The sequence below is a fragment of the Streptococcus sp. DTU_2020_1000888_1_SI_GRL_NUU_041A genome (assembly GCF_032387735.1).
Classification (GTDB): domain Bacteria; phylum Bacillota; class Bacilli; order Lactobacillales; family Streptococcaceae; genus Streptococcus; species Streptococcus sanguinis.
On the sequence record NZ_CP135591.1, the window covers coordinates 99,612 to 123,666 of the forward strand.

The window sequence follows — 24,055 nt, forward strand, 5'->3', positions numbered from 1 at the left end:
ATGTCAAACTTACAAACTTATATCAAAAATACTTATTCAAAAAATCTTGCTGATTGCAGCAACGAAGAACTCTATCTGGCTCTTTTAAACTACACTAAATTAGCCAGCGCTCAAAAGCCAGTCAATACTGGTAAGAAAAAACTCTACTATATCTCAGCTGAGTTCCTGATTGGTAAACTTTTGTCTAACAACTTGATCAACCTTGGACTTTACGATGATGTGAAGCAAGAGTTGGCAGATGCTGGTAAAGACTTGATCGAGGTAGAAGAAGTTGAGTTGGAGCCGTCTCTGGGTAACGGAGGCTTGGGTCGTTTGGCTGCCTGCTTCTTGGACTCTATTGCGACCTTGGGTCTCAATGGTGATGGTGTAGGACTGAACTACCACTTTGGTCTCTTCCAACAGGTTTTGAAAAACAACGAACAGACAACGATTCCTAACTTCTGGCTGACTGAGCAAAACTGGTTGGTTCGCTCTAGCCGCAGCTACCAAGTGCCTTTTGCTCACTTCACTCTGACATCTACACTTTATGATATTGATGTGCCAGGTTACAAGACAGAAACTAAGAACCGTCTTCGTCTCTTTGATTTGGACTCAGTGGATGCAGATATCATTACTGACGGTATTGACTTTGATAAGACAGATATCGCTCGCAACTTGACCCTCTTCCTCTATCCAGATGATAGTGACAAGCAAGGGGAATTGCTCCGTATCTTCCAGCAGTACTTCATGGTTTCAAATGGTGCTCAGCTGATTATTGACGAAGCGATTGAAAAAGGCAGCAACCTGCACGATTTGGCAGACTATGCTGTCATCCAAATCAATGATACCCACCCATCTCTGGTTATCCCAGAAATGATTCGTCTCTTGACTGAACGTGGTTTGGATCTGGATGAAGCAATTGCCATCGTACAGAAGATGACTGCTTATACGAACCACACAATTTTGGCAGAAGCTCTTGAAAAATGGCCTTTGGAATTCTTGAAAGAAGTAGTGCCGCACCTGGTGCCTATCATCAAAGAGCTTGACAAGCGCGTTAAAGCTAAATACACAGATCCAGCAGTGCAAATCATTGATGAAGACGATCGTGTGCACATGGCTCACATGGATATCCACTACGGATACAGTGTCAATGGTGTTGCTGCTCTACATACAGAAATCCTGAAAAACTCTGAGCTTAAAGCCTTCTACGATATTTACCCTGAAAAATTCAATAACAAGACCAACGGTATTACTTTCCGCCGCTGGCTCATGCATGCCAACCCACGCCTGTCTCATTATCTGGATGAGCTGCTGGGCCGCGACTGGCACCATGACGCAACTAAGCTCGAAGGCTTGTTGGAATTCACTGGCGCTGCAAATGTTAAAGAAAAATTGGAAGGCATCAAGGCTCACAACAAGCGTAAATTGGCTCGTCACTTGAAGGAAGCACAAGGCGTGGAAATCAATCCAGAATCTATCTTTGATATCCAAATCAAGCGTCTGCATGAGTACAAGCGCCAACAAATGAACGCTCTGTACGTTATCCACAAGTATCTGGACATCAAGGCTGGCAACATCCCTGCTCGTCCAATCACTGTCTTCTTCGGTGGTAAAGCTGCCCCTGCTTACACGATTGCACAGGACATCATCCACCTCATCCTTTGCTTGTCAGAAGTGATTGCTAATGACCCTCAAGTGGCTCCACACTTGCAAGTAGTTATGGTAGAAAACTACAATGTTACAGCGTCTAGCTTCTTGATTGCAGCTGGTGACATTTCTGAGCAGATTTCCCTGGCCTCTAAGGAAGCATCTGGTACTGGTAACATGAAGTTCATGCTTAACGGTGCTTTGACACTTGGTACTATGGATGGAGCGAACGTTGAGATTGCAGAGTTGGTCGGCGAAGACAACATCTACATCTTCGGTGAAGATTCTGAGACTGTTATTGACCTCTACGCAAAATCTGCTTACAAATCTAGTGAGTACTATGCACGTGAAGCTATCAAGCCATTGGTTGACTTTATCGTCAGCGATGAAGTATTGGCAGTTGGTAAAGCTGAACGCTTGGAACGTCTTTACAATGAACTGATCAGCAAGGACTGGTTCATGACCCTGCTGGATCTAGAAGACTATATCCAAGTCAAAGAGCGCATGCTGGCTGACTATGAAGACCGAGATGCTTGGATGGACAAAGTCATCGTCAATATCGCCAAAGCTGGCTTCTTCTCATCTGACCGTACTATCGCTCAATACGAAGAAGAAGTATGGCACTTGAACAGCTAATATTCTTTAAATAAAAAAAGCCGAGACAGCAGTGTTTCGGCTTTGATTTTTGAATAAAATATGTGGGTAGGGAATTAGCTATTGTGTGGGCTTCTGAAAAGGCGAAAGCCTTTTGGTCTTGTCAGCTTTTTCTTTTCGGTGTATAATAAGTGAAAATATTTCTTTACAGGAGGGGTTCATGAAAAAGAAACCAATTTATCTTTATGTTTTGCTGGGATTGTCAACCGTGGGAACCTTGTGGGGACTTTTTGGCAAGTTCACTTCTTCTGATGCTGGAGTGAAAAGCATTCTTAAGCAGATAGAAGAACCAGCAAAATCCCAGTATGCAACTTATTTTAGCAAGAGTGCAGAAGTGGCAAATTCGCTAGCTAATAATTTCTTTTTTTACGGGCACATCGTTCTCTTAATAGTGGCTCTTTTCTTTCTTTTTAGGAAAGATATATTTAAGGCCAATCTTGTCTACATTGCCGATGTTCTTGTGGGCTTGATTTCGACAGCCTATGCTTATGTGGTATCAAAGGGAATTATAGCTTCTTCTTTTTCAGACTCAACTCTTCTTTCGGCACAGATGACGGGGCTGAATTTCTCCATCCTCCTTTCAGTAGTCATTAGCCTCATCTTCCTTTCCATCGTCATCTTTAAGCTAATTCAGCAGCAAAAAGAGGCTGAAAAAGCGGAACTAGCTGCAAAGGAATAAAATTTGACAAATAACAGATAAGTGCTTACAATTTTAAGAAGCAACATCTGTTATTTTTTAGAATGGAGAGTAAAATGACAAAGGTTTCCTTGGTTTACATCAGCTTGAGCGGCAATACAGAGAATTTCGTCCGTCGGCTGACAGACTATTTGCTGGAGCAGCATCCAAGCCTAGAAGTAGAGAGGATTCATATCAAAGACCTGGTAAAGGAAGGGCAGCCCTTTTTTGAAATGGACAATCCTTTTATCGCTTTTCTGCCGACTTATTTGGAGGGTGGCAATGGTGTGGACAATGGCGATGTAGAAATTCTGACAACTGATGTGGGGGATTTTATCGCCTATGGTCAAAATGCTAGCAAGTGTCTGGGTGTCATTGGCAGTGGCAATCGTAACTTTAACAACCAATACTGTCTGACAGCCAAGCAATATTCAGAGCGCTTCGGATTTCCGGTTTTGGCTGATTTTGAAATGCGTGGCATGTTGGGAGACATTAAGAAAGTTGCGGGGATTATTGAGGAGCTCTATCATATTGAAAAAAACGAAAACCAGTGAGGTTTTCGTTTTTTGATGTTCTAAATCAAGCTTACATCTTTTCTGGGGCTTCTACTCCCAGCAAACGCAGAGCTTCTTTGAGGACAACAGCTGTTGAGTAGCTGAGAGCCAGACGGCTGTCGCGCTCAGGGCTTTCATCCAGAATCCGCGTGTGTGCATAGTATTTGTTAAAGGCTTGAGCCAAGCTAATAGCGTATTTGGCAATCAGAGATGGCTCATAGTTATCAGCAGCACGCTTGACAACACGGCCGAAGTCTTGGAGCAGCTTGATAATTTCCCAGCTTTCTGGATCGTTCAGGCTATACGTAGCCTCTGCATCTGGCTGGAAGTTCGCCTTGCGCAGGATAGACTGGATACGAGCATAAGCATACTGGATGTAAGGACCTGTTTCTCCCTCGAAAGAAACCATAGCTTCCAGATCAAAGTCGTAACCATTGCGGCGGTCAGTTTTGAGGTCGTAGAACTTAACTGCTCCAACTCCAACTGCGCGAGCAACAGCTTCCTTGTTTTCCAAATCTGGGTTTTTAGCTTCAATCTGGCTCTTAGCCCGGCTGATAGCTTCCAGCAGAGTTGGTTCGAGGAGGATGATATTTCCTTTACGTGTAGACAGTTTTTGACGGTTCTTAGTCACCAGTCCGAAGTCAACGTGAATCATGTCGTCGTTCCAGTCAAAGCCCATCTTTTTCAGAACGGCCTTGAGCTGTCTGAAGTGGTTGGCCTGCTCTTGACCTACAACATAGACATTTTTGACAAAGTTGTAAGTGCGAGCTCGGTAGATGGCTGTTGCAATATCACGTGTGATGTAGAGGGTAGCACCGTCTGATTTTTTAATCATAGCAGGCGGAAGGTTAAAGTCTTCCAAGTCTACAATGCTAGCTCCTTTTGATTCCTGTAAAAGCCCTTTTTCTTCGAGGATTTGAATCCCTTCGTCCATCTTGTCATTGTAGAAGGCTTCACCATTTAGACTGTCAAATTCGACACCTAGGAGTTCGTAGATACGGTTGAATTCTGTCAGACTTTCGTCTCGGAACCATTGCCAGAGCTCAGTTGCTTCTGGGTCGCCATCTTCCAGCTTCTTGAACCAAAGGCGGCCTTCTTCATCCAGAGATGGGTCGTTTTCAATCTCGGCATTGATACGCACGTAGAGTTTGAGGAGCTCGTCGATTGGGTTGGCTTCAACAGCTTCCTGGCTTCCCCACTTCTTATAAGCTACCATCAGGAGACCAAACTGTTTGCCCCAGTCTCCCAAGTGGTTGATTTTGATGGTGTTGTAGCCAATCTTGCGGAAGATGTTGGAAAGAGCGTCACCGATAACAGTAGAGCGCAAGTGGCCGACTGAGAAAGGCTTGGCAATGTTTGGACTGGATAGGTCAATGGTGATATTTTCCCCATTTCCTTCGTTTTGCTGGCCATAATCAGCTCCGTCTTTGATGACTTCTTTGATGACTTGGCCAGAAATTTCAGCCTTACTGAGGAAAAAGTTGACATAAGGACCAGTCGCAACGACTTTGTCAAAATGCGCTGTGTCAATCTTTTCAGCGATGTCAGCAGCGATGATTTGAGGAGCTTTGCGCTCAGTCTTTGCCAGAGAAAAGGCTGGGAAGGCGATATCGCCAAGTTCAGAGCTCTTTGGCTGCTCCAATAAATTTAAAATAGTGTCTTGATCAAGGCTGTCAATAACCTTGGCCAATTCGCCGGCAATCAACTGTTTGTTATCCATATTTGCTCCTTTGTGTCTTTTGTTATTATTTTATCACATTTTTCAAGGAATCTTCAATTTTTTTGGGAATAATTTTTGGGCTAATAGGAATTTTTCTGATATAATAAGAGGGATAAGAACCTGTATTTATAGATGAGTTTTCCATCTAAATGCTTCCTTCTCTGACACTCTTGGTTAAAGTTTTTTGTTTATTCTCAGTATTCCTGCAAATCTTTGCCTAGATTGATGGAGAAGCAGTTTTTCATCGGATGGAGTATTCTTCATGAATGCAGCTTCTAAATATTCAATAATGAGGTAAAAATGAGAAAGAATGACCGTCATCAGTTAGTCAAAACGATGATTAAGGAGGAAAAGCTAGGAACGCAAAAGGAGATTCAGGATCGTCTGGAAGCGCAAGGGATTTATGTGACGCAGACTACCCTGTCGCGTGACCTCCGTGAAATCGGCCTGACCAAGGTTAAGAAGAAGGGGCTGACTTATTATGTTTTGGCGCATGAGACTGAGGAGATTGATTTTATAGAGTTTTTAGCCAAGCATGTGGAGAGTGTGGCCAGGGCAGAGTTTAGTCTGGTTCTTCGTACGGGCCTGGGAGAGGCAACAGTGCTGGCCAATGTCGTGGATAACTCGTTTGATAGCCGTATTCTGGGAACCGTTGCAGGTGCTAATACTCTTTTAGTAGTTTGCCGGGATCAGGCAGCGGCTCAGGAGATTGAGGAGCAAATACAGGAAGTGATGTAAGAATCACAGTTTTTTCAGGAAAAATGGAGAGGTTTGAGACAGAAGTCCTGACCTCGTTTGTTTTTAGAAAGGATAGAGATGGCAGTAGAAAAGTTATCGCCAGGCATGCAGCAGTATTTGGATATCAAAAAGGACTATCCAGATGCTTTCTTGCTCTTTCGGATGGGGGATTTCTATGAGTTGTTTTATGATGATGCGGTCAATGCCGCGCAAATTTTAGAGATTTCTCTCACCAGCCGAAATAAAAATGCAGAAAATCCAATTCCCATGGCTGGAGTTCCCTATCATTCGGCACAGCAGTATATTGATGTTTTGGTTGAATCAGGCTATAAGGTAGCGATTGCGGAGCAGATGGAAGACCCCAAAGAAGCCAAGGGCGTTGTTAAGCGGGAGGTCGTTCAGGTTATCACACCGGGGACGGTGGTGGATTCCAGTAAGCCGGACTCTGCGAATAACTTTCTGGTGGCTTTGGATTACTCAGACGGCCTCTATGGTCTGGCTTATATGGACTTGGTGACCGGTGAGTTTCAGGTGACCAGTCTAGAGGACTTTGCCTTGGTCTGCGGGGAAATCCGCAATTTGAAAGCTAGGGAAGTGGTGCTGGGCTATACCTTGCCAGAAGCTGAGGAGCAGGTCTTGGCTGGGCAGATGAACCTCTTATTGTCCTATGTACAGACGGCCTTGGACGATGTCCAGCTGCTGGGCGAGGAGCTGTCTCCGATGGAACGTCAGGCAGCAGGGAAATTGCTGGAGTATGTGCACCGGACTCAGATGAGGGAGCTCAGTCATTTGAAGAAGGCCCAGCATTATGAAATCAAGGACTTTCTGCAAATGGATTATGCCACTAAGGCGAGTCTGGATTTGACAGAAAATGCTCGCTCGGGCAAGAAACACGGCAGTCTTTATTGGCTGATGGACGAGACCAAGACGGCCATGGGCGGCCGTATGCTGCGCTCTTGGATTCAGCGTCCGCTGATTGATGAAGCGCGAATTAGCCAGCGGCAGAATGTCGTCGAGGTTTTTCTGGATCATTTCTTTGAGCGGAGTGATTTGACGGAGAGCCTCAAGGGAGTCTATGATATCGAGCGGCTGGCTAGTCGGGTTTCTTTTGGCAAGACCAATCCTAAAGATTTGCTGCAGCTGGCAGCTACATTGGGCAATGTGCCTCAGATTAAGGCTATCCTGCAAGGAATCGGCAGTCCGCATCTAGCTCGTTTGATTGAGGATTTGGATCCTATTCCAGAGTTGGCAGGCTTGATTAGCTCAGCTATTTCACCGGATGCACTTCATATCATCACCGAGGGCAATATCATTCGGACCGGTTTTGATGAGACCTTGGATCAGTATCGGCTTGTGCTGAGGGATGGGACCGGATGGATTGCGGAGCTGGAAGTCAAAGAACGTGCCAACAGCGGCATCAGCAATCTGAAGATTGATTACAACAAAAAAGATGGTTACTACTTCCACGTGACCAATTCCCAGCTGGCTCATGTGCCTAGTCATTTCTTCCGCAAAGCGACCCTGAAAAATTCGGAGCGTTTCGGAACGGAGGAGCTGGCTCGGATTGAGGGAGAGATGTTGGAGGCGCGTGAAAAATCTGCTAATCTGGAATACGAGATTTTCATGCGGATTCGCGAGGAAGCTGGCAAATACATCCAGCGCTTGCAGGCCTTGGCACAAACGTTGGCAGCTGTAGATGTGTTGCAGAGCTTTGCTGCGGTGGCAGAACAACTGCATTTGGTGCGTCCCGTCTTTACTGCGGAGCGCCGCCTGCAGATTGAAAAAGGTCGGCATGCTGTCGTGGAAAAGGTCATGGGTGCCCAAAGCTACATTCCAAATAGTATTCTGCTGGACCAGGAAACGAACATTCAGCTGATTACCGGGCCAAACATGAGTGGGAAATCGACTTATATGCGCCAACTGGCTATCATTGTCATTATGGCACAGATGGGTTCTTATGTGCCTGCTCAGTCTGCCAGTCTGCCTTTATTCGATGCGATTTTCACTCGTATCGGTGCAGCGGATGATCTGGTGTCCGGCCAGTCCACCTTTATGGTGGAGATGATGGAGGCCAATCGGGCCATTCGGCAGGCCAGCGAGCGTTCGCTCATTCTCTTTGATGAGCTGGGGCGTGGAACGGCTACTTATGATGGGATGGCACTGGCTCAGGCTATTATCGAGCATATTCATCACTATACTGGAGCCAAGACCCTCTTTGCCACTCACTATCATGAGCTGACAGCCTTAGAGAATAGCTTGGAGCATTTGGAAAATGTCCATGTAGCAACCTTGGAAAAGGACGGGCAGGTGACTTTCCTGCATAAGATTGAGCCGGGTCCGGCTGACAAGTCTTACGGAATCCATGTGGCGAAGATTGCTGGACTTCCTGAGAAATTACTGGAGCGGGCGGATAGCATTTTGAGTCATTTGGAGAGTCAGGATACAGGACTAGGCTCAGAGCTTCCCACCAAATCCAGACAAAAACGGTCGCAAGTGGCGGAGCAGATGTCTCTTTTTGCAGAAGGGCCGGAAAATCCAGTCCTGACTGAACTCCGAGACTTGGACATCTACAATATGACTCCCCTGGAAGTCATGGCGGTGGTAGCTGAGTTGAAGAAGAAGTTGTAAAAATAAAGAACAGACTTGTGAATGCCTCAAGTCTGCTCTTTTTATTTCTCACGATTTGCCAGACAAACCGCTATTGATTTTTTGAATGTTGCGGTAAGTGCGGTAGTAGATGGCACCTGAAATGATTAGATAGATGAGGGTGAATTCCCCGACGGCAGTCAGTGTCAGGCTGAGTATTTTTTCTCTTGGAAAAAATCCAGCTAGATTAGCCAAAAGTGCAAAGGTCAGAATCATCACGCCAAAGTGGCTAACGACGGAGCGCAGGATGCTCCAGTCTCTTTGGAAGAAGTTTCCACTCCATCTGAAAATAGCTCCCATGACAAACCATATAAGGAGGCAGTAGAGCATGATGAGGGAAACATGGACATGCTGGCTCAAAAAGAAGAGACCGATAGGAGAGCGGGGGTGAAGCGGTAGATAAGCTGGATTGTAAAAATAAGAAACAATCATGGAGAAGAAGAGACCGATGAAAATCCCTCCAATTCCTCCGAAAAAGAGTTCTTTAAGACGAGTTTTCATAATTGCAACCTTTCTTTAATGGATTTGAGATAACGGCGGGACGAGTATGTCTGGTCGCCGTTTTTCAGAAATATTTGAATCAGACCATTTGGAGTCAGCTTGAGGTGGCTGATTTGTCGGCTATTGATAATCTCCGACTGAGAAATCTGCAGGAAATATTCCGGTAGGACCTGCAGCAATTGATAAAGAGCTTGTTGAGCTCGATAGCTGTCTTTTGCCGTTCGGACCCGGACCTGGCGATTTTCTGTATAGATTCGGTGGATTTCCTTAGCGTCCAGCAGATAGATTTCGTCTTCTTTCTTGACATGGATCTTGTCCTCTTTACCCAGATGTTGCGCAAAGTGGACCAATTCCTGAATATTTTCTGTCATGAGGCGAGCCTCAATGCTGACGGAGTCTTCGGTAACTTGAGAATCGATTCTTAGCTTAACTTTCATAACTTCCTCCTTTCACCTTTATTAAACCGCAACACGGCAGAGAAAACAAGCCCTTTTGTCTATGTGGCAGCTATTTGTGTCTATATGGCTTGGCTTGAGAGTATAGTGGTTGAGAAAAGGCTTCCTTCTGATAGAAAGAGCCCAATGTGTTATAATAGATAGCAGAACAAATACGGAGAAAAAGATGTCAAAAATTATCGAACTTCCAGAAATTCTAGCCAATCAGATTGCGGCCGGTGAAGTCATTGAGCGGCCTAGCAGCGTGGTCAAGGAGCTAGTGGAAAATTCAATTGATGCGGGTGCAAGCCAGATTACCATCGAAATCGAGGAGGCCGGACTCAAGAGCATTCAGGTAACGGATAATGGCGAAGGCATAGACCACGAAGATGTTCCTCTGGCCCTTCGACGCCATGCTACCAGTAAAATCAAGAAGCAGGCGGATCTCTTTCGGATTCGGACACTGGGTTTTCGGGGCGAGGCCATTCCTTCCATTGCTTCTGTCTCGCGTTTTACCATTGAGACAGCGACTGAAGCCGGCCAGCACGGGACCCTGCTAGTTGCCCAAGGCGGTGAAATTGAAGAGCATGAGCCTACCAGCAGTCCGGTGGGAACGAAAATCAAGATAGAAGATCTCTTCTTCAATACTCCCGCCCGGCTCAAGTATATGAAGAGTCAGCAGGCTGAGCTGTCCCATATCGTTGATGTGATTAATCGGCTTAGTCTGGCCCATCCGGAAGTGGCTTTCACCCTTATCAGTGACGGCCGCGAAATGACACGGACTGCCGGCAGTGGTAATCTGCGTCAGGCTATTGCAGGAATCTATGGTTTGGCAACAGCTAAGAAAATGGTGGAAATCTCTGCATCGGATTTGGATTTTGAAGTGAGTGGCTATGTCAGTTTGCCTGAGCTGACTCGTGCGAATCGGAATTATATTACCATTCTCATCAACGGCCGCTACATTAAGAATTTCCTGCTCAATCGCGCTATTTTGGACGGCTACGGCAGCAAGCTTATGGTAGGTCGCTTTCCACTCGCGGTCATCAATATTCAGATTGACCCCTATCTGGCCGATGTCAATGTCCATCCGACCAAGCAAGAGGTGCGAATTTCTAAAGAGCGGGAACTCATGGCCTTGATTTCGCAAGCTATTGCAACCAGTCTCAAGGAGCAGGATCTTATCCCGGATGCTTTGGAAAATCTAGCCAAATCAACTGTTAAGCGTGCGACTAAGCCCGAACAGACCAGCCTCCCGCTGAAAGAAAATCGCCTCTACTACGATAAGGAGCAGAATGACTTCTTCCTCAAGCCACAGGTGGCCGAGCAGCAGCTATCCTTCGAAGAATCAGCGGAGCCTATTCATGAAGCGACAAATGAAAAAGCAGAGCCACAACCAACTTCAGTCAAATTTGCAGAGAGAAAGCTAGCCAGCTATGACCAACTAGATCATCCAGAGCTAGATCAGGCCAGTCTGGAGCGGGCTGTGGATAAGTTGGAACAGGAAGAGAAGTCAAGCTTCCCAGAGTTAGAATATTTCGGCCAGATGCATGGCACTTATCTCTTTGCTCAGGGCAAGGGTGGTCTTTACATTATTGACCAGCATGCTGCCCAAGAGCGGGTCAAGTATGAGTATTATCGGGAGAAGATAGGGGATGTGGACAATAGCCAGCAGCAGCTCTTGGTGCCCTATATCTTTGAATTTCCAGCAGACGATATGCTGCGAATCAAGCAGCGGATGGAGCTGTTAGAAGATGCTGGCATCTTTTTAGAAGAGTACGGAGCCAATCAGTTTATCCTCCGTGAGCATCCCATTTGGTTCAAGGAAGAGGAGATTGAGGCCGGCATCTATGAAATGTGTGATATGCTTCTCCTGACCAAGGAAGTTTCCATCAAGAAATATCGAGCAGAGCTAGCCATTATGATGAGCTGCAAACGCTCCATCAAGGCCAATCACAGTCTGGATGACTACTCTGCGCGTGACTTGCTCTTTCAGCTGTCCCAGTGTGACAATCCTTACAACTGCCCACACGGCCGACCGGTCTTAGTCAATTTTACCAAGTCGGATATGGAAAAAATGTTTCGCCGCATTCAGGAAAATCATACTAGCCTGCGGGAATTGGGGAAATACTAAACTGTATAGAAGATCAAACAGCCCTAGTCATAGAACTAGAGCTGTTTTGAATTTTTGAGCTGAACTTGCGTTCCAGCAAGCAAATCAGCTGGATGGCGTTTGTCCTTGCGAAGTAGTCCCATCAGCAGAAAGATCAAGAAGAGAATCCCTGCTGAAGTTGACAAGAAAATTGACAGGGCATCTGCTTGATAAGCACTACGGATAGCTCCTAGATGCCCCAGCTGCCAAGGGAAAAACTTGATAGCAGAGCGCAAAAGGCTGTGGGAAAGGCTCCTATGTTTGTAAATCAACTGTAAACCTGCCCAACGCTTGCCAAAACTTCCTTTTCTATAGTCTAACCAAGCAAAGATGATAGATAGAGGCAGGACTGAGGTAGAAAAAGCCAGAAGTTGGCTCTGAGCTTCAGTGAATGCAGGAATGCCCCCTAGAACCAGATTGTAAAAACCCATAGCTAGTAAAAAAAGAGCAATGAGGTAGCCTGAGATGAAGAGCCAGTCTCCAATCAGCTCTTTCAGACGAGTTTTGACAGGTATGGGATTGTCAGTTTTCAGCTTCATCTTGAGCACCTTCTTTCTTAGAATCCTCATCAAGGCCTATAACCTTGTTCAGATACTTTTTCTTAATCTTTAGCGCCTTGTTAATAGCCATTGCGGATGCGATTAAGAGGAAAAAGGCCAACCAGACTAGGGCAGTGAATGTTGCTGGAAAGCTAGAACCTGCGAAAAAGAGAAAGATAGCCAGAGTTGATACAAAAATATACAGAATCTGCCAGAAGCCATAAGATTTCACTTCCTTGTAGTAGCGATCTTTTTCGTCTTCTGAGAGGACGGGTTTTATTTCCGGCTTGTCGCTTTCTTCTAAAAGTAGATAATCCGTCGTCACTTGGAAAATCTTGCTCAGCTCTACAATTTTTTCGAGTTCTGGCAGCGCTTGACCAGACTCCCACTTAGAAATGCTCTGGCGAGAGACATTGATTTGTTCAGCCAGTTTTTCTTGTGACCAGCCTTTTTCTTTTCTTAGTTCAAATAATTTATCAGCGAGTTTCATTGTGATAGCCTCCTTTTCTTTGCTAACTCTATCTAACAACTTTTAGTTATCTTGAGAATACAGCTTCCTGTACATTTTGTCAACCACCGGTTGCACTTCTATTTGCAGTTTCCAGACAGAAAATATGATATACTAGATAGGCAAAATGATACAACAAGAAGGAAGATTATGTACGAATATTTTAAAGGAATTATTAGCAAAATTACAGCCAAGTACATTGTATTGGAAGTCAACTCTATCGGCTACATTCTTCATGTGGCCAACCCCTATGCTTACTCAGGCCATCTTCATCAGGAAGCCAAGGTCTATGTTCACCAGGTGGTGAGAGAAGACGCGGAGCTCCTTTACGGTTTTGCGACCGAGGAGGAGAAACAACTCTTTCTCAGCTTGATTTCAGTCTCAGGTATCGGCCCAGTGTCTGCTCTGGCAATTATTGCGGCGGATGATAATGCTGGCTTAGTGCAAGCCATTGAGCAGAAAAACATCACCTACCTGACCAAGTTTCCTAAAATTGGTAAGAAGACAGCTCAGCAGATGGTGCTAGACTTGGAGGGAAAGGTAGTGGCGACGGATGGTCCGACAGAAAGCAAGGCGCCCGTCCAGAATGGAGATAATCAGGAGCTGGAGGAAGCCATGGAAGCCATGCTGGCTCTGGGCTATAAGGCTGCTGAACTTAAGAAAATCAAGAAATTCTTTGAAGGAACGACGGACACAGCTGAAAGCTATATCAAGTCAGCCCTCAAGATGTTGGTGAAATAGGAGAAAGCTATGACCAAACGCTGCGGTTGGGTAAAAATGAACAACCCCTTGTATGTGGCCTATCATGATGAGGAGTGGGGCAAGCCTCTCCATGATGATCAGAAGTTATTTGAATTGCTCTGCATGGAGACCTATCAGGCTGGACTTTCTTGGGAGACCATTCTCAATAAACGCCAGGCTTTTCGGGAAGCTTTTCATTTCTATGATGCCCAGAAAATTGCTCAGATGACAGATGCTGACTTGGATAGTCTTTTAAATAATCCTAATATCATCCGTAATAAGATGAAAATCTATGCGACCAGGGCTAATGCTCAAGCTTTTTTGACTGTTCAAAAGCAGTTTGGATCTTTTAATGACTATATCTGGTCTTTTGTAGATTTCAAAACGATTGACAATCAAATTACGAACTATAAGGAAGCCCCAACAAAAACAGAGCTATCAGAAAGCATATCCAAGGCACTGAAAAAGCAAGGCTTCAAATTTGTCGGTCCTGTTTGTGTCTATTCATTCCTAGAAGCAGCTGGCCTTATCAATGACCATGAAAAGGATTGTGACTTTAATCCACATAAAAATACCGTTTGAGAAAGATTCTCAACGGTATTTTTCAATTTCTTCTTTTAGAGATTTTACTAGCTCTTTTTCATCGGCAAGTTGTAGTAGAGCAATCCCTTTTTTTATTAATTCGTTATCATTTTTGCAAATTCCAAGTCGAATCTGTGAAAGCCCGAGGGAATCATAACGTTTTTCTTTTTTTGACAAATCGTAAATGTATTTAGTAATTTCAGCGCATTCTCTCTTTAATCCATTATAAAGATAGATAGTAGAAAGGTTGACTAAGAGTCCGATATGTAGATTATTCCCATAGCGAAATGATTGGTATTTTTTTATGCTATTTAAAATCTTTTGGGTAAATTGTTTGATATTTTCTAAAGGGAAGAAATAAAGGATAGTAGAAAGAAGTCGAAAGTCACTTTCATACCAAGTATCCTGTTTCTCTAAATACGCCCAAATTTTATTGGTAGTAGCATTAATTTCTTTTGTCTCAGAAATGCCATTTTGTCTCAGATGAATAGTAATATTGATGCTATCTAAAGCATGTTTAATCGGAATATCGGAATGTTTATATAGATATGCCTCGCATTCTCTCTTCAATTGTAACAAACCTTTCGTCCCTACAATAGACTCACCTTGGTTATAAAGAGAATTTAAAATTTTCTGCCGTTGACTAGGTTGATAATAATCACAAATGTATTTAAATTCTTCTAGTGTCATATCTATCTGGCGAAGTAAAAAAATCATGGTATCGAACTTTGGCACAACTTGCCCGCTTTCAATTCGTGCCAAAGTTGAGCGAGCTAAAAAATCTCCACAAATTTCTTCTTGAGTCAACCCTTTTGATTTCCTAATTTCTTTATAGATTTTTCCATAATCCCAACGCATAAGAACTCCTTTTTAAAATGTTACTAAAAGCTACATTTTGAAAAAATATTTTAAAATAGTATATCATGAAATAAAAGGGAGGGCAATGTGAAAAAAATTGTGTACAATTTAATTTTACTGGCGGTAACGTCAATAGTTACTACAGGTGTATCTCCATGGTGGTGGCCATGGGGGTAAAGTGAATAGAATAGGAAAGGGGCGAGTCCAATGGACTAAATAATTCAAAAAAGTAGGCAAAGATTAAATATATATATATTTAAAAATTAGAATCTATAAAATTAAAGGAGGTGAGACCAAGGGGTCGTTGATTGTGACTAGCTAAGCTATAAATTGGAAAGGTAAAATATTCTCTAAAAACTATAAAATATTCAATATAGGAGTGTAGTTATGAAAATAAGAATTAAAAATAAAACATTAGCTTTATTAGCTACAGTTTCTTTAGGTTTTGGGCTAACTACTATGACTAGTATCGTTAGTGCAGAAGTAGCATATCCAGCCCCATATCCGATTATTGATGAATGGAATTATGGTGTGAATGATAACTATGGTTATTCTAATTACTATGTTAAATCTCCGAATAATATTGGTTCAAAATCTTCGATAACTAATCTTTGGGGAACTGTTAAGTCATCTGATTCTCAAAAATATGGATGGGCAATGTCAAGTTCAACAAAAAGTTGGAATGATGTTCGATTAAATGCACATTGGAACTACTTTAAATTTTAACAATAGTTTATGAAAGTTGGAAGACCCAATAATATTATAGGGTCTTTTATAATATAGGTAGGAGCTTATGAAATTAAAATTAGGTGTTATAGGACTCTTTTTTTGCTTAATTGCTGCCATTGGTCTGGTTAGTATTAGTGATACTCAAAAACCAATACCTTTACCAATTGATGGTGCCTTCTCCATTCAAGGGAAAAGCAATCTTTCTAATGAAGAAGTGTATCAAATGATTAGTGGCCTATCAGAAGAAAAAAAAGTTAAAATATACAAGCCGGTGGTTCAGAATTCAGGGCAGTTGACTTATATAAATCTTGATGATGCCAGCCATGAACAATTAAAGTCTATACCGATAACAGGGATGTACTATACTCTAGGGGAAATAGATTCAAATGGTTTAAAAAAACTTACGTCTACAGGTCTGCAAGTAGTATATATGGCTTACCCTTGGTATATGGGAGGAATGATACAATTTACTGGCTCTTTAAGATTTTTGTTAATGATTTCAATTTACTTAACCTTATTAGTTGTTTTATTTGTTGTTAGAGCGAGAAAGATTAAAGAAGGGATGATAAGACGTTCTTTAGGATTGCCTGTGTATAACCTAAAAAAGGATTATTTAATTTCTGTTACTTTTGAGCTGATTTTAGTTGCTTTATTGATGGTTTTCTATGGCTCTTTTCTGGGGAGTGGTCTCTTCACCTATAGTTCCAAGTTATTCTTCTCTTTACTTCTAACCAATTTTATAATTTTTCAAATCATTGATCTCATCACCTTTGTTTTATTTTGGCTGACGATTCAGGTTGAAAAGCCTATTGAAATTATAAAAAATAAGGCCAAAAACAGCCTCATTTTTATCGTATGGCTTGCGGTTATTTCTAGCATAATAGTTGTTTCAGGAGTCTTTTTACGGGAAACAAAGGCTAGTCAATCAAAGATAAATATACAGATAAAGCATTTAGAACCATGGAGTGCAGTAAAAGATTGGAAAAGACTAGAGTTTTTGGGTATTGAAAATGAATCTGTTACTAATGGAGAAGAAGCAAATGACTCAGGAGCTAAGTATATAGAGATTGCTAAAGCCTTAAAAAAACTGGATTTTATATATATCAAATCATCTTCAGCCTATGTTCCAGATTTTATGAAAACTTCTCATGTTACAGAAGATTTTTCTAAGCAATTAAAAAGTGATGGGATAACGAATCCAGAGGTTAATAAAGAGCTGGTTTATATCAATCAAACAGGTGCTAAGGTACAAAATAAAGTTAATGGAACAAACTATCGTATTTTAGATAATAAAATAGCAACCATCTATATTCCTAATAAATTTAAAGAGAATAAGGCATCAATCGAGAATACGGTTGTAGCAGAACAATTTACTGGTACAAACTATACAAAAGATGATCTTACGGTGCAAGTCATTCCTGATGGGCAAGAATTTTTCTATTTCAATGAAAATGGCAGTAGTGTCCCTGAAAATAAAGATAATCTACCTTTGGAAAGTGTGACAAATAGTAAGAGTAATATAGTGGTTGTATTAGATACTGATAAAATGGTAGAAACTAACGATTTTATTTTGGCAAGCAATATCATATATAACTCACTTTTTAGTCCAGAAGCAATTAAGGACATCAACGATTTGAGTGCTAGTTTGAATTTTTCAATCAATCCAGTCGAGGTTTACCAAACTGTGAAACTTAATATTCAATCTTTAGAGCACCAAATTCTCCTTTCAAAAATACTGCAAATAATTATTTGTGGAATTGTATTTCTACTCATTTATCAATATGCTCAAATGTTTGTTGCCTTAAAACAGAATGACTATGTCAAAAAAATCATTTTAGGCCTATCGAAAACAGGTATAGCCATTTCAAGTCTAAAATATTTTATGATAACGATTATAATGGTTATCTTATTGACATTTATCATGACTGGACAAATAGAGTTATTGTATATTGGTCTTGCTTCTTTAACGGTTTTAATGATGTCAATGATAATAAGTTTCAGAAAATTATCTGATAGATACACTCAAATTCTAAAAGGGGATGACTAATGACAATTGAAATTGTGAATGTTACAAAAAAATATGGCTCAAAAGAAATATTTACAGATTTAAATTTAACCTTTGAAGCTGGGAAAAGCTACGCCTTGATTGGCGGTTCGGGTTCAGGTAAAAGTACCTTGCTAAACATTATAGGAAGGCTAGAAAAAATTGACAGTGGAAAAGTGTTAGTTGATAAACAGGATATTTGGAAAACCAAAGAAAGAACCTATTTTAAAAATACTATTGGGTATGTATTCCAAAATTATTCTTTGATAGAAAACAAAACAGTATATGATAATTTAAAACTCCTCAATAAAGACAAAAAGATTATATCTGAGATACTTGAAAAAGTAGGCCTTTCTACGGACTATTTAAAACATAAAATATATGAATTGTCTGGGGGACAGGCTCAGCGTGTAGCTATTGCAAGAATGTTAATGAAACCGCGTAAAATTATTTTAGCGGATGAACCTACAGGAGCCTTGGATAGTGAGATTGGGAATGAAATCATCAACTTATTATTGAGTGAAGCAGCCAAGAATAATTATGTTATTATAGCAACACATGATCCAGCTGTATATAGTAAAGTTGATGTTATCGTTGACATAAAAGATATAGGAAGTCAGGCATGAAAAAGAAAATTTATATTAGTTTGCTACTAGTCATTGGAGTACTCGCAATCGTCTTAATTGGCAAACAAGTGATTAAAAAAGAAAATCCCAATAAACCTTCGGTGGATTTAACAGTCTATACAATCTCTTCGAATGATACCGAAAGATGGGATAAGGTAAGGCAAGTAGAAACAGAAGATGCTGTCTATCTAATATCTGTCAAAGAAGTAGCATCTTCAGAAGAAGTGTTTTCAAATATTATTGCAGATGGCACTGCTATGGGGTTTGGGGTTAGTGAAGAAGAAGTTAAACAATTTAACAATAATTTAGGAACTACTGTAGTAGATGCTAAAAATAATAAATTGATTGGGATAGAATTCTTCACTTTTTCTGATGATGGCAAGGGATTTTCAGTAGCGAATTTTGATTACGGCAAAAAAGAGTTTAATAATCAAAAAAAAGAAAAGAAAGAGTTCTATAAAAAACTATACGAAGCGTTTAAAAAATAATTTATGATGACACGACAAACGCATAAAGACAAAAGTTCCAATAAATTTTTGAAATACAAAATCTAATCTTGATTCAGCTCATTTGTCAAAGGTAGCTGCAGTTTTACTTTCCTCTTTTTCTTTGCTTGTCTGTTCTCTTTCATAATAGTGCGACTATATTCCTTGTTTCATAGAAAAAATTCCTTGGTTTTCTAACATCCAAGGAATTTCGTTTAGTTATCCTTCTGCCTCCAAATCTTTTCCTTGATAAAGATGCGCAGCTCGTAAAAGAGCATGAAGAGAGTAGAGATGAGGAAGCCAGCCATAAAGATATGGTGCAAGTAAGCAAAGACACCAATATAAACCAAGATGGAAAAAAGGTAGAGAATGACTAGATAATGCCATTTCTTAGCTTTACTGTCTTCTATGACCTTTTTCTCCAAGCGCTCATCCTCCTTGATGATTGTGTCCAGACTGATATCGAACTCCCGACTGATAGCGATGAGATTTCCAATATCAGGGATACCTTTTTCGCTTTCCCAACGGGCAATAGCAGAGCGGGAAACCTTGAGTCTTTCCGCCAAAGCCTCCTGAGTGAGTTGATTTTGTTGACGAATATCTTTGAGAACTTGTGAAATTTTCATGATGATCTCCTTTCTTCAAATAAAATTATTTAGATGATTTTCTTTTTTCATCTTTATTATAAAAATAATGAAACCATTTGCCAATAGCATTTCCCTAACAATCTAGTTATTCTGCATAACACCAATCCTTTTTAAAAGTTTTCCACAGCATATTGACAAGTTTGTCAAGGAACTTGACAGCTCTTTTTATTTCCTGAAATGAAAATCAACTTTTTTAAGATTTTTTGTGATAAAATAAAGCCAATTCCGAATAGTAAGGTAGGAGGTTCTATGAAAGCAGAAATTATTGCTGTGGGCACTGAGATTCTGACGGGTCAGATTGTCAATACCAATGCCCAATTTTTATCTGAAAAACTTGCGAGTCTGGGGATTGATGTCTATTTTCAGACAGCAGTAGGGGACAATGAAAATCGTCTCCTCTCTGTTTTGGAAATTGCCCAAAGGCGCAGTAATCTGATTATCCTGACAGGAGGCTTGGGTCCAACAGAGGATGATTTGACCAAGCAGACCTTGGCTAAGTTCTTAGGGCGTGAGCTCAATTTTGACTCACAGGCTGTGGAAAAGCTGGATCGCTTTTTTGCTAGTCGACCAGATTATGCTCGAACGCCCAATAATGAGCGTCAGGCCCAGCTGGTTGAAGGCTCGACTCCGTTACCAAATGCGACTGGTTTAGCAGTTGGAGGCTTGTTAGAAGCAGACGGAGTGACCTATGTAGTCCTGCCTGGCCCGCCTAGTGAGCTCAAACCCATGGTCAATAACGAGCTGGTTCCCCTCTTATCCACAGGCCAGAAATTGTATTCACGGGTGTTGCGTTTCTTTGGTATCGGCGAGAGTCAGCTAGTGACTATTTTGTCAGAGATGATTGAGCAGCAGAGTGACCCCACCATTGCTCCTTATGCAAAGACAGGAGAAGTTACCCTACGACTGTCTACCAAGGCTCTGAGTCAGGCAGAAGCCGACACCAAGTTTGAGGCTGTGGAAAAGGAAATTTTGTCCCATAAGACTTTTGAGGGGCAATCACTGTCAGAGATTTTCTATGGTTATGGGGATGACAATTCCTTGGCACAGGTGGCTTTTGATTTGCTCAAGAGTCAAGGAAAGACGATTTCGGCAGCAGAGAGTCTGACAGCTGGCCTCTTTCAGGCGACCTTGGCAGATTTTGCTGGAGCCTCTTCCATTTTTTCAGGTGGCTTTGTCACCTACAGCATGGAGGAAAAGAGCCGGATGCTGGATATTCCACTGGGAGACTTGGAGAAGCATGGAGTTGTTTCAGCTTTTACGGCTGGGAAAATGGCAGAGCAGGCTAGAAAGCTAACCGAAAGCGACTTGGCTGTCAGTCTGACAGGTGTGGCTGGCCCAGATTCACTGGAAGACCATCCAGCAGGGACTGTTTTTATCGGCTTAGCTAGTGCTGCTGGAACGGAAACTATTAAGGTCAATATTGCTGGACGAAGTCGGCGTGATGTGCGGAAAATTGCTGTTCTGCACGCCTTCAACCTAGTACGAAAAACTTTATTAAATAGCTGATTTTTGGTATAATGACGAAGATGGCCAAAAGACATTTTAGAAAAACAGGAGAAATAAATGGCAAAGAAACAAAAAAAATTAGACGAAATCTCAAAGAAATTCGGTGATGAGCGCCAAAAAGCCTTGGACAATGCCCTGAAAAACATTGAAAAGGACTTTGGTAAGGGAGCCATTATGCGCCTGGGCGAGCGGGCAGAGCAAAAGGTTCAAGTCATGAGTTCAGGCTCTTTAGCCTTGGATATTGCTCTTGGTGCTGGTGGTTATCCTAAGGGACGGATTATTGAAATCTATGGTCCGGAGTCTTCTGGTAAGACAACCGTTGCTCTTCACGCAGTTGCTCAAGCACAAAAAGAAGGTGGTATCGCAGCCTTTATCGATGCTGAGCATGCTTTGGATCCGTCATACGCGGCTGCTCTTGGTGTTAATATTGATGAGTTGCTGCTGTCTCAACCAGACTCTGGTGAACAGGGACTGGAAATTGCTGGTAAGCTGATTGACTCAGGTGCGGTGGACTTGGTGGTTGTGGACTCCGTTGCAGCCCTAGTACCACGTGCGGAAATCGATGGCGATATTGGTGACAGCCATGTCGGCTTGCAGGCTCGGATGATGAGCCAGGCTATGCGCAAGCTGTCTGCTTCTATCAACAAAACGAAGACGATTGCGATTTTCATTAACCAGCTGCGTGAAAAAGTTGGCGTTATGTTTGGTAATCCTGAAACAACACCAGGTGGCCGTGCATTGAAGTTCTATGCTTCTGTCCGTTTGGATGTCCGTGGCAATACTCAAATCAAGGGAACTGGTGATGAGAAGGATACCAATGTTGGTAAAGAAACCAAGATCAAGGTTGTTAAAAATAAGGTTGCTCCGCCATTCAAGGAAGCCTTTGTAGAAATCATGTACGGAGAAGGCATTTCTAAGACAGGTGAGTTGATTAAGATTGCGACTGATTTAGATATCATCAAAAAAGCGGGTGCTTGGTACTCCTACAATGATGAAAAAATCGGTCAAGGATCTGAAAATGCTAAGAAGTACTTGGCTGATCATCCAGAAGTCTTTGACGAAATTGACCGCCAGGTTCGTGTACGCTATGGTTTGATTGAAGGTGATGACTTGGCAGAAGTGGTTGGCAACAAGGCTGAAAGCCCTGTGGAAACGATGGAAGAAGTGACCTTGGATTTGGACGATGCCATCGAAATTGAAGAGTAATTTTGCAAAATAGGTCGCAAGACCGATGGTTTTTGTGATATAATAGACTACGATATTAGTATCGTGTAGCGAAAGGAGTACTTACATGATCACAATCTATACTGTCTCAAGTTGTACTAGTTGTAAAAAAGCAAAAACCTGGCTAAACGCTCATCAATTAACTTATAAAGAACAAAATTTAGGCAAAGAAGGCATCACCAAAGAGGAACTTCTGGATATTTTGACTAAAACAGAAAATGGTATCGCGAGCATTGTTTCATCAAAAAACCGCTATGCTAAAGGCTTGGGTGTTGACATTGAAGAGTTGAGTGTCAACGAAGTTCTTGACATCATCATGGAGACCCCGCGTATTTTGAAAAGCCCTATCTTAGTGGATGATAAACGTCTCCAAGTTGGTTACAAAGAAGATGATATCCGTGCTTTTCTGCCACGTTCTGTTCGTAATGTTGAAAATGCAGAAGCTCGTCTGCGGGCAGCTCTCTAATCTTTGAATATAACTGAAAGAGTCGGGAAGAGAATCTCGGCTCTTCTTTTTGTTCGGGTTGATAGAGGGCTTTGGCGACTGGATGGATTGACAAGGAGCAGAACTGTGATACAATATCTCTGAGGAGGATGGAAGATGAAGAAAATTTTATTAGGACTGGGATTGAGTGTGGCTCTGTTAGCAGGCTGTGGACATAAAAAGACAGAGACAAATTCGAATGCGGCTGACAAGAAAGAAATCAGCAATAATCTGCCTATCATTGATAATGCTAAGCAGCAGGAAGTGATTACTCGGACGCTTGTTTTTCCAAAGGATGAACGAGGAAACCAGCAGAGTCAGACAGTGACTTATCAGGGAGAGCATTTTAAACGCTTGGTTATTGAAAGGCTGACCGCGACTGATAATGAGATGAAAGAAGCTATCAAGCAGATGGGACTGGAGGAAGCGCAGAAGTCGCTCAATGAGTCACTGGAGCAGGATGCAGACTATGTGCAAGCTCGTGGACTTCAAGGCTTCAGCGGTTCAGTGACAATTTTGAATGAGAACGAGCTGAAAATGACTTCTAGCTATGATTTTGAGAGCCTAGATATCGAAAAAGCAGCGGCTATGCCTTATTTTCAAAATCTCAAGCTCACAGAAATGATTAAGCTGACGCCAGAAGAATATATCAACAATCTCCTGATGAATGGAGCAGAAGAGCAGAAATAAGCTGCTCTTTTTTATTACATTTTAATGACAGAGTGACAATCAGTTTGACAGCGCTGATTTTATAATGATATGATAAAATCAGCTCAATATTGAAGGAGATAAGACATGAGAAAATTAATTGTCTTTTTGCTGGCAGCTTTGGCAATTTTAACAGCTTGCAGTCAGCAGTCAAATAACAGTTCATCCTCACAGGGAGGGGCTGGAAAAGGAGATATTGTCACTAAGTCCTATAAAACTGAGAAGCAATTAGAACATGGAAAAGAAACCAGAATCTTAACCGTCAGCTACAGCGGACAGAAGTATGAGAAGGTTATCCTGCATGTCAGCAAGGCTATTCCTGACAACATCAAGGAAGCTCTGTCAAAACAGGATGTTTCCACCGTAAAGAAAGAAATGCTGTCTTTGATCGAGGAAGCGCTTGGTCTGAAAGAAGCAGTGAATATAACCGGTCTTGACTTGAAAACAGATATGACAGCGGAAGAGATTTCTCTGGAGATGACTATCGATCCTGAGAATCTAGACTACGAAGCAGCCAAAAAGCTTCCAAACTACGCGCAGCTGTTTGAGCAAATCGAGACCCTGAGTCCGGAAGAATTGCTTAACAAGTTTAAGGGAAGCGACGGTGTGGAAGTGCCGTCTTCAAATTAGGAAGTTTCCATCCAGTTCTCTGAAGAGAGCTGGATTTTTGCTGGAT

24 protein-coding genes are annotated in these 24,055 nt (G+C 42.0%); 17 read left to right on the forward strand and 7 right to left on the reverse strand.

Annotation, left to right across the window (positions count from 1 at the left end):
• The 3 genes from glgP (at nt 1) to nrdI (ending at nt 3,510) form a co-directional block, all read left to right on the forward strand.
• A complete protein-coding gene (gene glgP, locus RSK81_RS00560; protein WP_002917857.1) occupies nt 1-2,262 on the forward strand; it encodes a glycogen/starch/alpha-glucan family phosphorylase in 2,262 nt (753 codons plus the stop codon).
• A gap of 178 nt (nt 2,263-2,440) precedes the next feature.
• Nucleotides 2,441-2,959 carry a hypothetical protein gene (locus tag RSK81_RS00565; protein WP_002911419.1) on the forward strand — a complete coding sequence of 173 codons (519 nt, stop codon included), beginning with the start codon at nt 2,441-2,443 and terminating at the stop codon, nt 2,957-2,959.
• A gap of 62 nt (nt 2,960-3,021) precedes the next feature.
• Nucleotides 3,022-3,510 (forward strand): class Ib ribonucleoside-diphosphate reductase assembly flavoprotein NrdI, encoded by a 489-nt coding sequence (gene nrdI / locus RSK81_RS00570; RefSeq protein ID WP_315687030.1) that lies wholly within the window; start codon nt 3,022-3,024, stop codon nt 3,508-3,510.
• A 31-nt stretch (nt 3,511-3,541) separates the two neighbouring features.
• Here the strand turns inward: nrdI and argS are convergent, their stop codons facing one another.
• Complete coding sequence (argS, locus tag RSK81_RS00575; RefSeq protein WP_315687033.1) at nt 3,542-5,230, reverse strand: arginine--tRNA ligase; 1,689 nt, start codon at nt 5,228-5,230, stop codon at nt 3,542-3,544.
• A gap of 300 nt (nt 5,231-5,530) precedes the next feature.
• Here argS and argR point away from each other — a divergent pair, with 300 nt between their 5' ends.
• Both argR and mutS read left to right on the forward strand, forming a co-directional pair.
• Nucleotides 5,531-5,968, forward strand: a complete 438-nt coding sequence (gene argR, locus RSK81_RS00580; protein WP_002894105.1) for an arginine repressor — start codon at nt 5,531-5,533, stop codon at nt 5,966-5,968.
• 78 nt (nt 5,969-6,046) lie between these two features.
• The gene (gene mutS, locus RSK81_RS00585) at nt 6,047-8,596 is read left to right on the forward strand and encodes a DNA mismatch repair protein MutS (protein WP_002911421.1); all 2,550 of its coding nucleotides are present in this window, start codon (nt 6,047-6,049) and stop codon (nt 8,594-8,596) included.
• A 48-nt stretch (nt 8,597-8,644) separates the two neighbouring features.
• Here mutS and RSK81_RS00590 read toward each other — a convergent pair whose 3' ends face one another.
• A complete protein-coding gene (locus tag RSK81_RS00590; RefSeq protein WP_002911424.1) occupies nt 8,645-9,115 on the reverse strand; it encodes a DUF3021 family protein in 471 nt (156 codons plus the stop codon).
• Nucleotides 9,112-9,552: a LytTR family DNA-binding domain-containing protein gene (locus RSK81_RS00595; protein ID WP_002911426.1), complete on the reverse strand. Its 441-nt coding sequence runs from the start codon at nt 9,550-9,552 to the stop codon at nt 9,112-9,114. The genes RSK81_RS00590 and RSK81_RS00595 overlap by 4 nt, the downstream gene beginning before the upstream one ends.
• Before the next feature lie 184 nt (nt 9,553-9,736).
• Here RSK81_RS00595 and mutL point away from each other — a divergent pair, with 184 nt between their 5' ends.
• Entirely contained in the window at nt 9,737-11,680 is a 1,944-nt protein-coding gene (mutL, locus tag RSK81_RS00600; protein WP_315687036.1) for a DNA mismatch repair endonuclease MutL, read from the forward strand.
• 35 nt (nt 11,681-11,715) lie between these two features.
• Here mutL and RSK81_RS00605 read toward each other — a convergent pair whose 3' ends face one another.
• Complete coding sequence (locus tag RSK81_RS00605; RefSeq protein WP_185774629.1) at nt 11,716-12,237, reverse strand: RDD family protein; 522 nt, start codon at nt 12,235-12,237, stop codon at nt 11,716-11,718.
• Complete coding sequence (locus RSK81_RS00610) at nt 12,221-12,727, reverse strand: helix-turn-helix transcriptional regulator (RefSeq protein WP_315687039.1); 507 nt, start codon at nt 12,725-12,727, stop codon at nt 12,221-12,223. The genes RSK81_RS00605 and RSK81_RS00610 overlap by 17 nt, the downstream gene beginning before the upstream one ends.
• A gap of 168 nt (nt 12,728-12,895) precedes the next feature.
• Between RSK81_RS00610 and ruvA the strand changes: the two genes are divergently transcribed.
• The gene (ruvA, locus tag RSK81_RS00615) at nt 12,896-13,486 is read left to right on the forward strand and encodes a Holliday junction branch migration protein RuvA (RefSeq protein WP_268690474.1); all 591 of its coding nucleotides are present in this window, start codon (nt 12,896-12,898) and stop codon (nt 13,484-13,486) included.
• 9 nt (nt 13,487-13,495) lie between these two features.
• Nucleotides 13,496-14,068 carry a DNA-3-methyladenine glycosylase I gene (locus RSK81_RS00620; protein WP_315687041.1) on the forward strand — a complete coding sequence of 191 codons (573 nt, stop codon included), beginning with the start codon at nt 13,496-13,498 and terminating at the stop codon, nt 14,066-14,068.
• Between the two features lie 9 nt (nt 14,069-14,077).
• Here RSK81_RS00620 and RSK81_RS00625 read toward each other — a convergent pair whose 3' ends face one another.
• Nucleotides 14,078-14,926 carry a helix-turn-helix domain-containing protein gene (locus tag RSK81_RS00625; RefSeq protein ID WP_315687043.1) on the reverse strand — a complete coding sequence of 283 codons (849 nt, stop codon included), beginning with the start codon at nt 14,924-14,926 and terminating at the stop codon, nt 14,078-14,080.
• Nucleotides 14,927-15,313: 387 nt separating this feature from the next.
• Between RSK81_RS00625 and RSK81_RS00630 the strand changes: the two genes are divergently transcribed.
• From RSK81_RS00630 to RSK81_RS00645, 4 genes are all read left to right on the forward strand, one after another.
• Nucleotides 15,314-15,652 carry a hypothetical protein gene (locus tag RSK81_RS00630; RefSeq protein WP_002894090.1) on the forward strand — a complete coding sequence of 113 codons (339 nt, stop codon included), beginning with the start codon at nt 15,314-15,316 and terminating at the stop codon, nt 15,650-15,652.
• A gap of 67 nt (nt 15,653-15,719) precedes the next feature.
• Nucleotides 15,720-17,702 carry a hypothetical protein gene (locus RSK81_RS00635; RefSeq protein ID WP_061602988.1) on the forward strand — a complete coding sequence of 661 codons (1,983 nt, stop codon included), beginning with the start codon at nt 15,720-15,722 and terminating at the stop codon, nt 17,700-17,702.
• On the forward strand, nt 17,702-18,325 hold the full coding sequence (locus RSK81_RS00640; protein ID WP_002922687.1) for an ATP-binding cassette domain-containing protein: 624 nt from the start codon (nt 17,702-17,704) through the stop codon (nt 18,323-18,325). Before RSK81_RS00635 ends, RSK81_RS00640 begins: the two co-directional genes overlap by 1 nt.
• On the forward strand, nt 18,322-18,813 hold the full coding sequence (locus RSK81_RS00645; protein ID WP_002922685.1) for a hypothetical protein: 492 nt from the start codon (nt 18,322-18,324) through the stop codon (nt 18,811-18,813). Before RSK81_RS00640 ends, RSK81_RS00645 begins: the two co-directional genes overlap by 4 nt.
• A 212-nt stretch (nt 18,814-19,025) precedes the next feature.
• Here RSK81_RS00645 and RSK81_RS00650 read toward each other — a convergent pair whose 3' ends face one another.
• The gene (locus tag RSK81_RS00650) at nt 19,026-19,436 is read right to left on the reverse strand and encodes a helix-turn-helix domain-containing protein (RefSeq protein WP_125409572.1); all 411 of its coding nucleotides are present in this window, start codon (nt 19,434-19,436) and stop codon (nt 19,026-19,028) included.
• A gap of 270 nt (nt 19,437-19,706) precedes the next feature.
• Between RSK81_RS00650 and RSK81_RS00655 the strand changes: the two genes are divergently transcribed.
• The 5 genes from RSK81_RS00655 to RSK81_RS00675 all read left to right on the forward strand — a co-directional run bounded on the left by RSK81_RS00655 (nt 19,707) and on the right by RSK81_RS00675 (nt 24,009).
• Nucleotides 19,707-20,963 carry a competence/damage-inducible protein A gene (locus RSK81_RS00655; RefSeq protein ID WP_185757533.1) on the forward strand — a complete coding sequence of 419 codons (1,257 nt, stop codon included), beginning with the start codon at nt 19,707-19,709 and terminating at the stop codon, nt 20,961-20,963.
• 57 nt (nt 20,964-21,020) lie between these two features.
• Entirely contained in the window at nt 21,021-22,169 is a 1,149-nt protein-coding gene (recA, locus tag RSK81_RS00660) for a recombinase RecA (protein WP_125337582.1), read from the forward strand.
• 85 nt (nt 22,170-22,254) lie between these two features.
• Entirely contained in the window at nt 22,255-22,653 is a 399-nt protein-coding gene (spx, locus tag RSK81_RS00665) for a transcriptional regulator Spx (protein ID WP_002894078.1), read from the forward strand.
• Nucleotides 22,654-22,788: 135 nt separating this feature from the next.
• Nucleotides 22,789-23,361 carry an SP0191 family lipoprotein gene (locus RSK81_RS00670; RefSeq protein ID WP_315687046.1) on the forward strand — a complete coding sequence of 191 codons (573 nt, stop codon included), beginning with the start codon at nt 22,789-22,791 and terminating at the stop codon, nt 23,359-23,361.
• 105 nt (nt 23,362-23,466) lie between these two features.
• Nucleotides 23,467-24,009 (forward strand): hypothetical protein, encoded by a 543-nt coding sequence (locus tag RSK81_RS00675; protein WP_315687047.1) that lies wholly within the window; start codon nt 23,467-23,469, stop codon nt 24,007-24,009.
• Nucleotides 24,010-24,055: the final 46 nt, after the last annotated feature.

What these genes read in the sequence shown, in the direction of transcription:
- glgP (WP_002917857.1), top strand. Translation starts at nt 1, where the DNA reads ATGTCAAACTTACAAACTTATATCAAAAATACTTATTCAAAAAATCTT.
- RSK81_RS00565 (WP_002911419.1), top strand. Translation starts at nt 2,441, where the DNA reads ATGAAAAAGAAACCAATTTATCTTTATGTTTTGCTGGGATTGTCAACC.
- nrdI (WP_315687030.1), top strand. Translation starts at nt 3,022, where the DNA reads ATGGAGAGTAAAATGACAAAGGTTTCCTTGGTTTACATCAGCTTGAGC.
- argS (WP_315687033.1), bottom strand. Translation starts at nt 5,230, where the DNA reads ATGGATAACAAACAGTTGATTGCCGGCGAATTGGCCAAGGTTATTGAC.
- argR (WP_002894105.1), top strand. Translation starts at nt 5,531, where the DNA reads ATGAGAAAGAATGACCGTCATCAGTTAGTCAAAACGATGATTAAGGAG.
- mutS (WP_002911421.1), top strand. Translation starts at nt 6,047, where the DNA reads ATGGCAGTAGAAAAGTTATCGCCAGGCATGCAGCAGTATTTGGATATC.
- RSK81_RS00590 (WP_002911424.1), bottom strand. Translation starts at nt 9,115, where the DNA reads ATGAAAACTCGTCTTAAAGAACTCTTTTTCGGAGGAATTGGAGGGATT.
- RSK81_RS00595 (WP_002911426.1), bottom strand. Translation starts at nt 9,552, where the DNA reads ATGAAAGTTAAGCTAAGAATCGATTCTCAAGTTACCGAAGACTCCGTC.
- mutL (WP_315687036.1), top strand. Translation starts at nt 9,737, where the DNA reads ATGTCAAAAATTATCGAACTTCCAGAAATTCTAGCCAATCAGATTGCG.
- RSK81_RS00605 (WP_185774629.1), bottom strand. Translation starts at nt 12,237, where the DNA reads ATGAAGCTGAAAACTGACAATCCCATACCTGTCAAAACTCGTCTGAAA.
- RSK81_RS00610 (WP_315687039.1), bottom strand. Translation starts at nt 12,727, where the DNA reads ATGAAACTCGCTGATAAATTATTTGAACTAAGAAAAGAAAAAGGCTGG.
- ruvA (WP_268690474.1), top strand. Translation starts at nt 12,896, where the DNA reads ATGTACGAATATTTTAAAGGAATTATTAGCAAAATTACAGCCAAGTAC.
- RSK81_RS00620 (WP_315687041.1), top strand. Translation starts at nt 13,496, where the DNA reads ATGACCAAACGCTGCGGTTGGGTAAAAATGAACAACCCCTTGTATGTG.
- RSK81_RS00625 (WP_315687043.1), bottom strand. Translation starts at nt 14,926, where the DNA reads ATGCGTTGGGATTATGGAAAAATCTATAAAGAAATTAGGAAATCAAAA.
- RSK81_RS00630 (WP_002894090.1), top strand. Translation starts at nt 15,314, where the DNA reads ATGAAAATAAGAATTAAAAATAAAACATTAGCTTTATTAGCTACAGTT.
- RSK81_RS00635 (WP_061602988.1), top strand. Translation starts at nt 15,720, where the DNA reads ATGAAATTAAAATTAGGTGTTATAGGACTCTTTTTTTGCTTAATTGCT.
- RSK81_RS00640 (WP_002922687.1), top strand. Translation starts at nt 17,702, where the DNA reads ATGACAATTGAAATTGTGAATGTTACAAAAAAATATGGCTCAAAAGAA.
- RSK81_RS00645 (WP_002922685.1), top strand. Translation starts at nt 18,322, where the DNA reads ATGAAAAAGAAAATTTATATTAGTTTGCTACTAGTCATTGGAGTACTC.
- RSK81_RS00650 (WP_125409572.1), bottom strand. Translation starts at nt 19,436, where the DNA reads ATGAAAATTTCACAAGTTCTCAAAGATATTCGTCAACAAAATCAACTC.
- RSK81_RS00655 (WP_185757533.1), top strand. Translation starts at nt 19,707, where the DNA reads ATGAAAGCAGAAATTATTGCTGTGGGCACTGAGATTCTGACGGGTCAG.
- recA (WP_125337582.1), top strand. Translation starts at nt 21,021, where the DNA reads ATGGCAAAGAAACAAAAAAAATTAGACGAAATCTCAAAGAAATTCGGT.
- spx (WP_002894078.1), top strand. Translation starts at nt 22,255, where the DNA reads ATGATCACAATCTATACTGTCTCAAGTTGTACTAGTTGTAAAAAAGCA.
- RSK81_RS00670 (WP_315687046.1), top strand. Translation starts at nt 22,789, where the DNA reads ATGAAGAAAATTTTATTAGGACTGGGATTGAGTGTGGCTCTGTTAGCA.
- RSK81_RS00675 (WP_315687047.1), top strand. Translation starts at nt 23,467, where the DNA reads ATGAGAAAATTAATTGTCTTTTTGCTGGCAGCTTTGGCAATTTTAACA.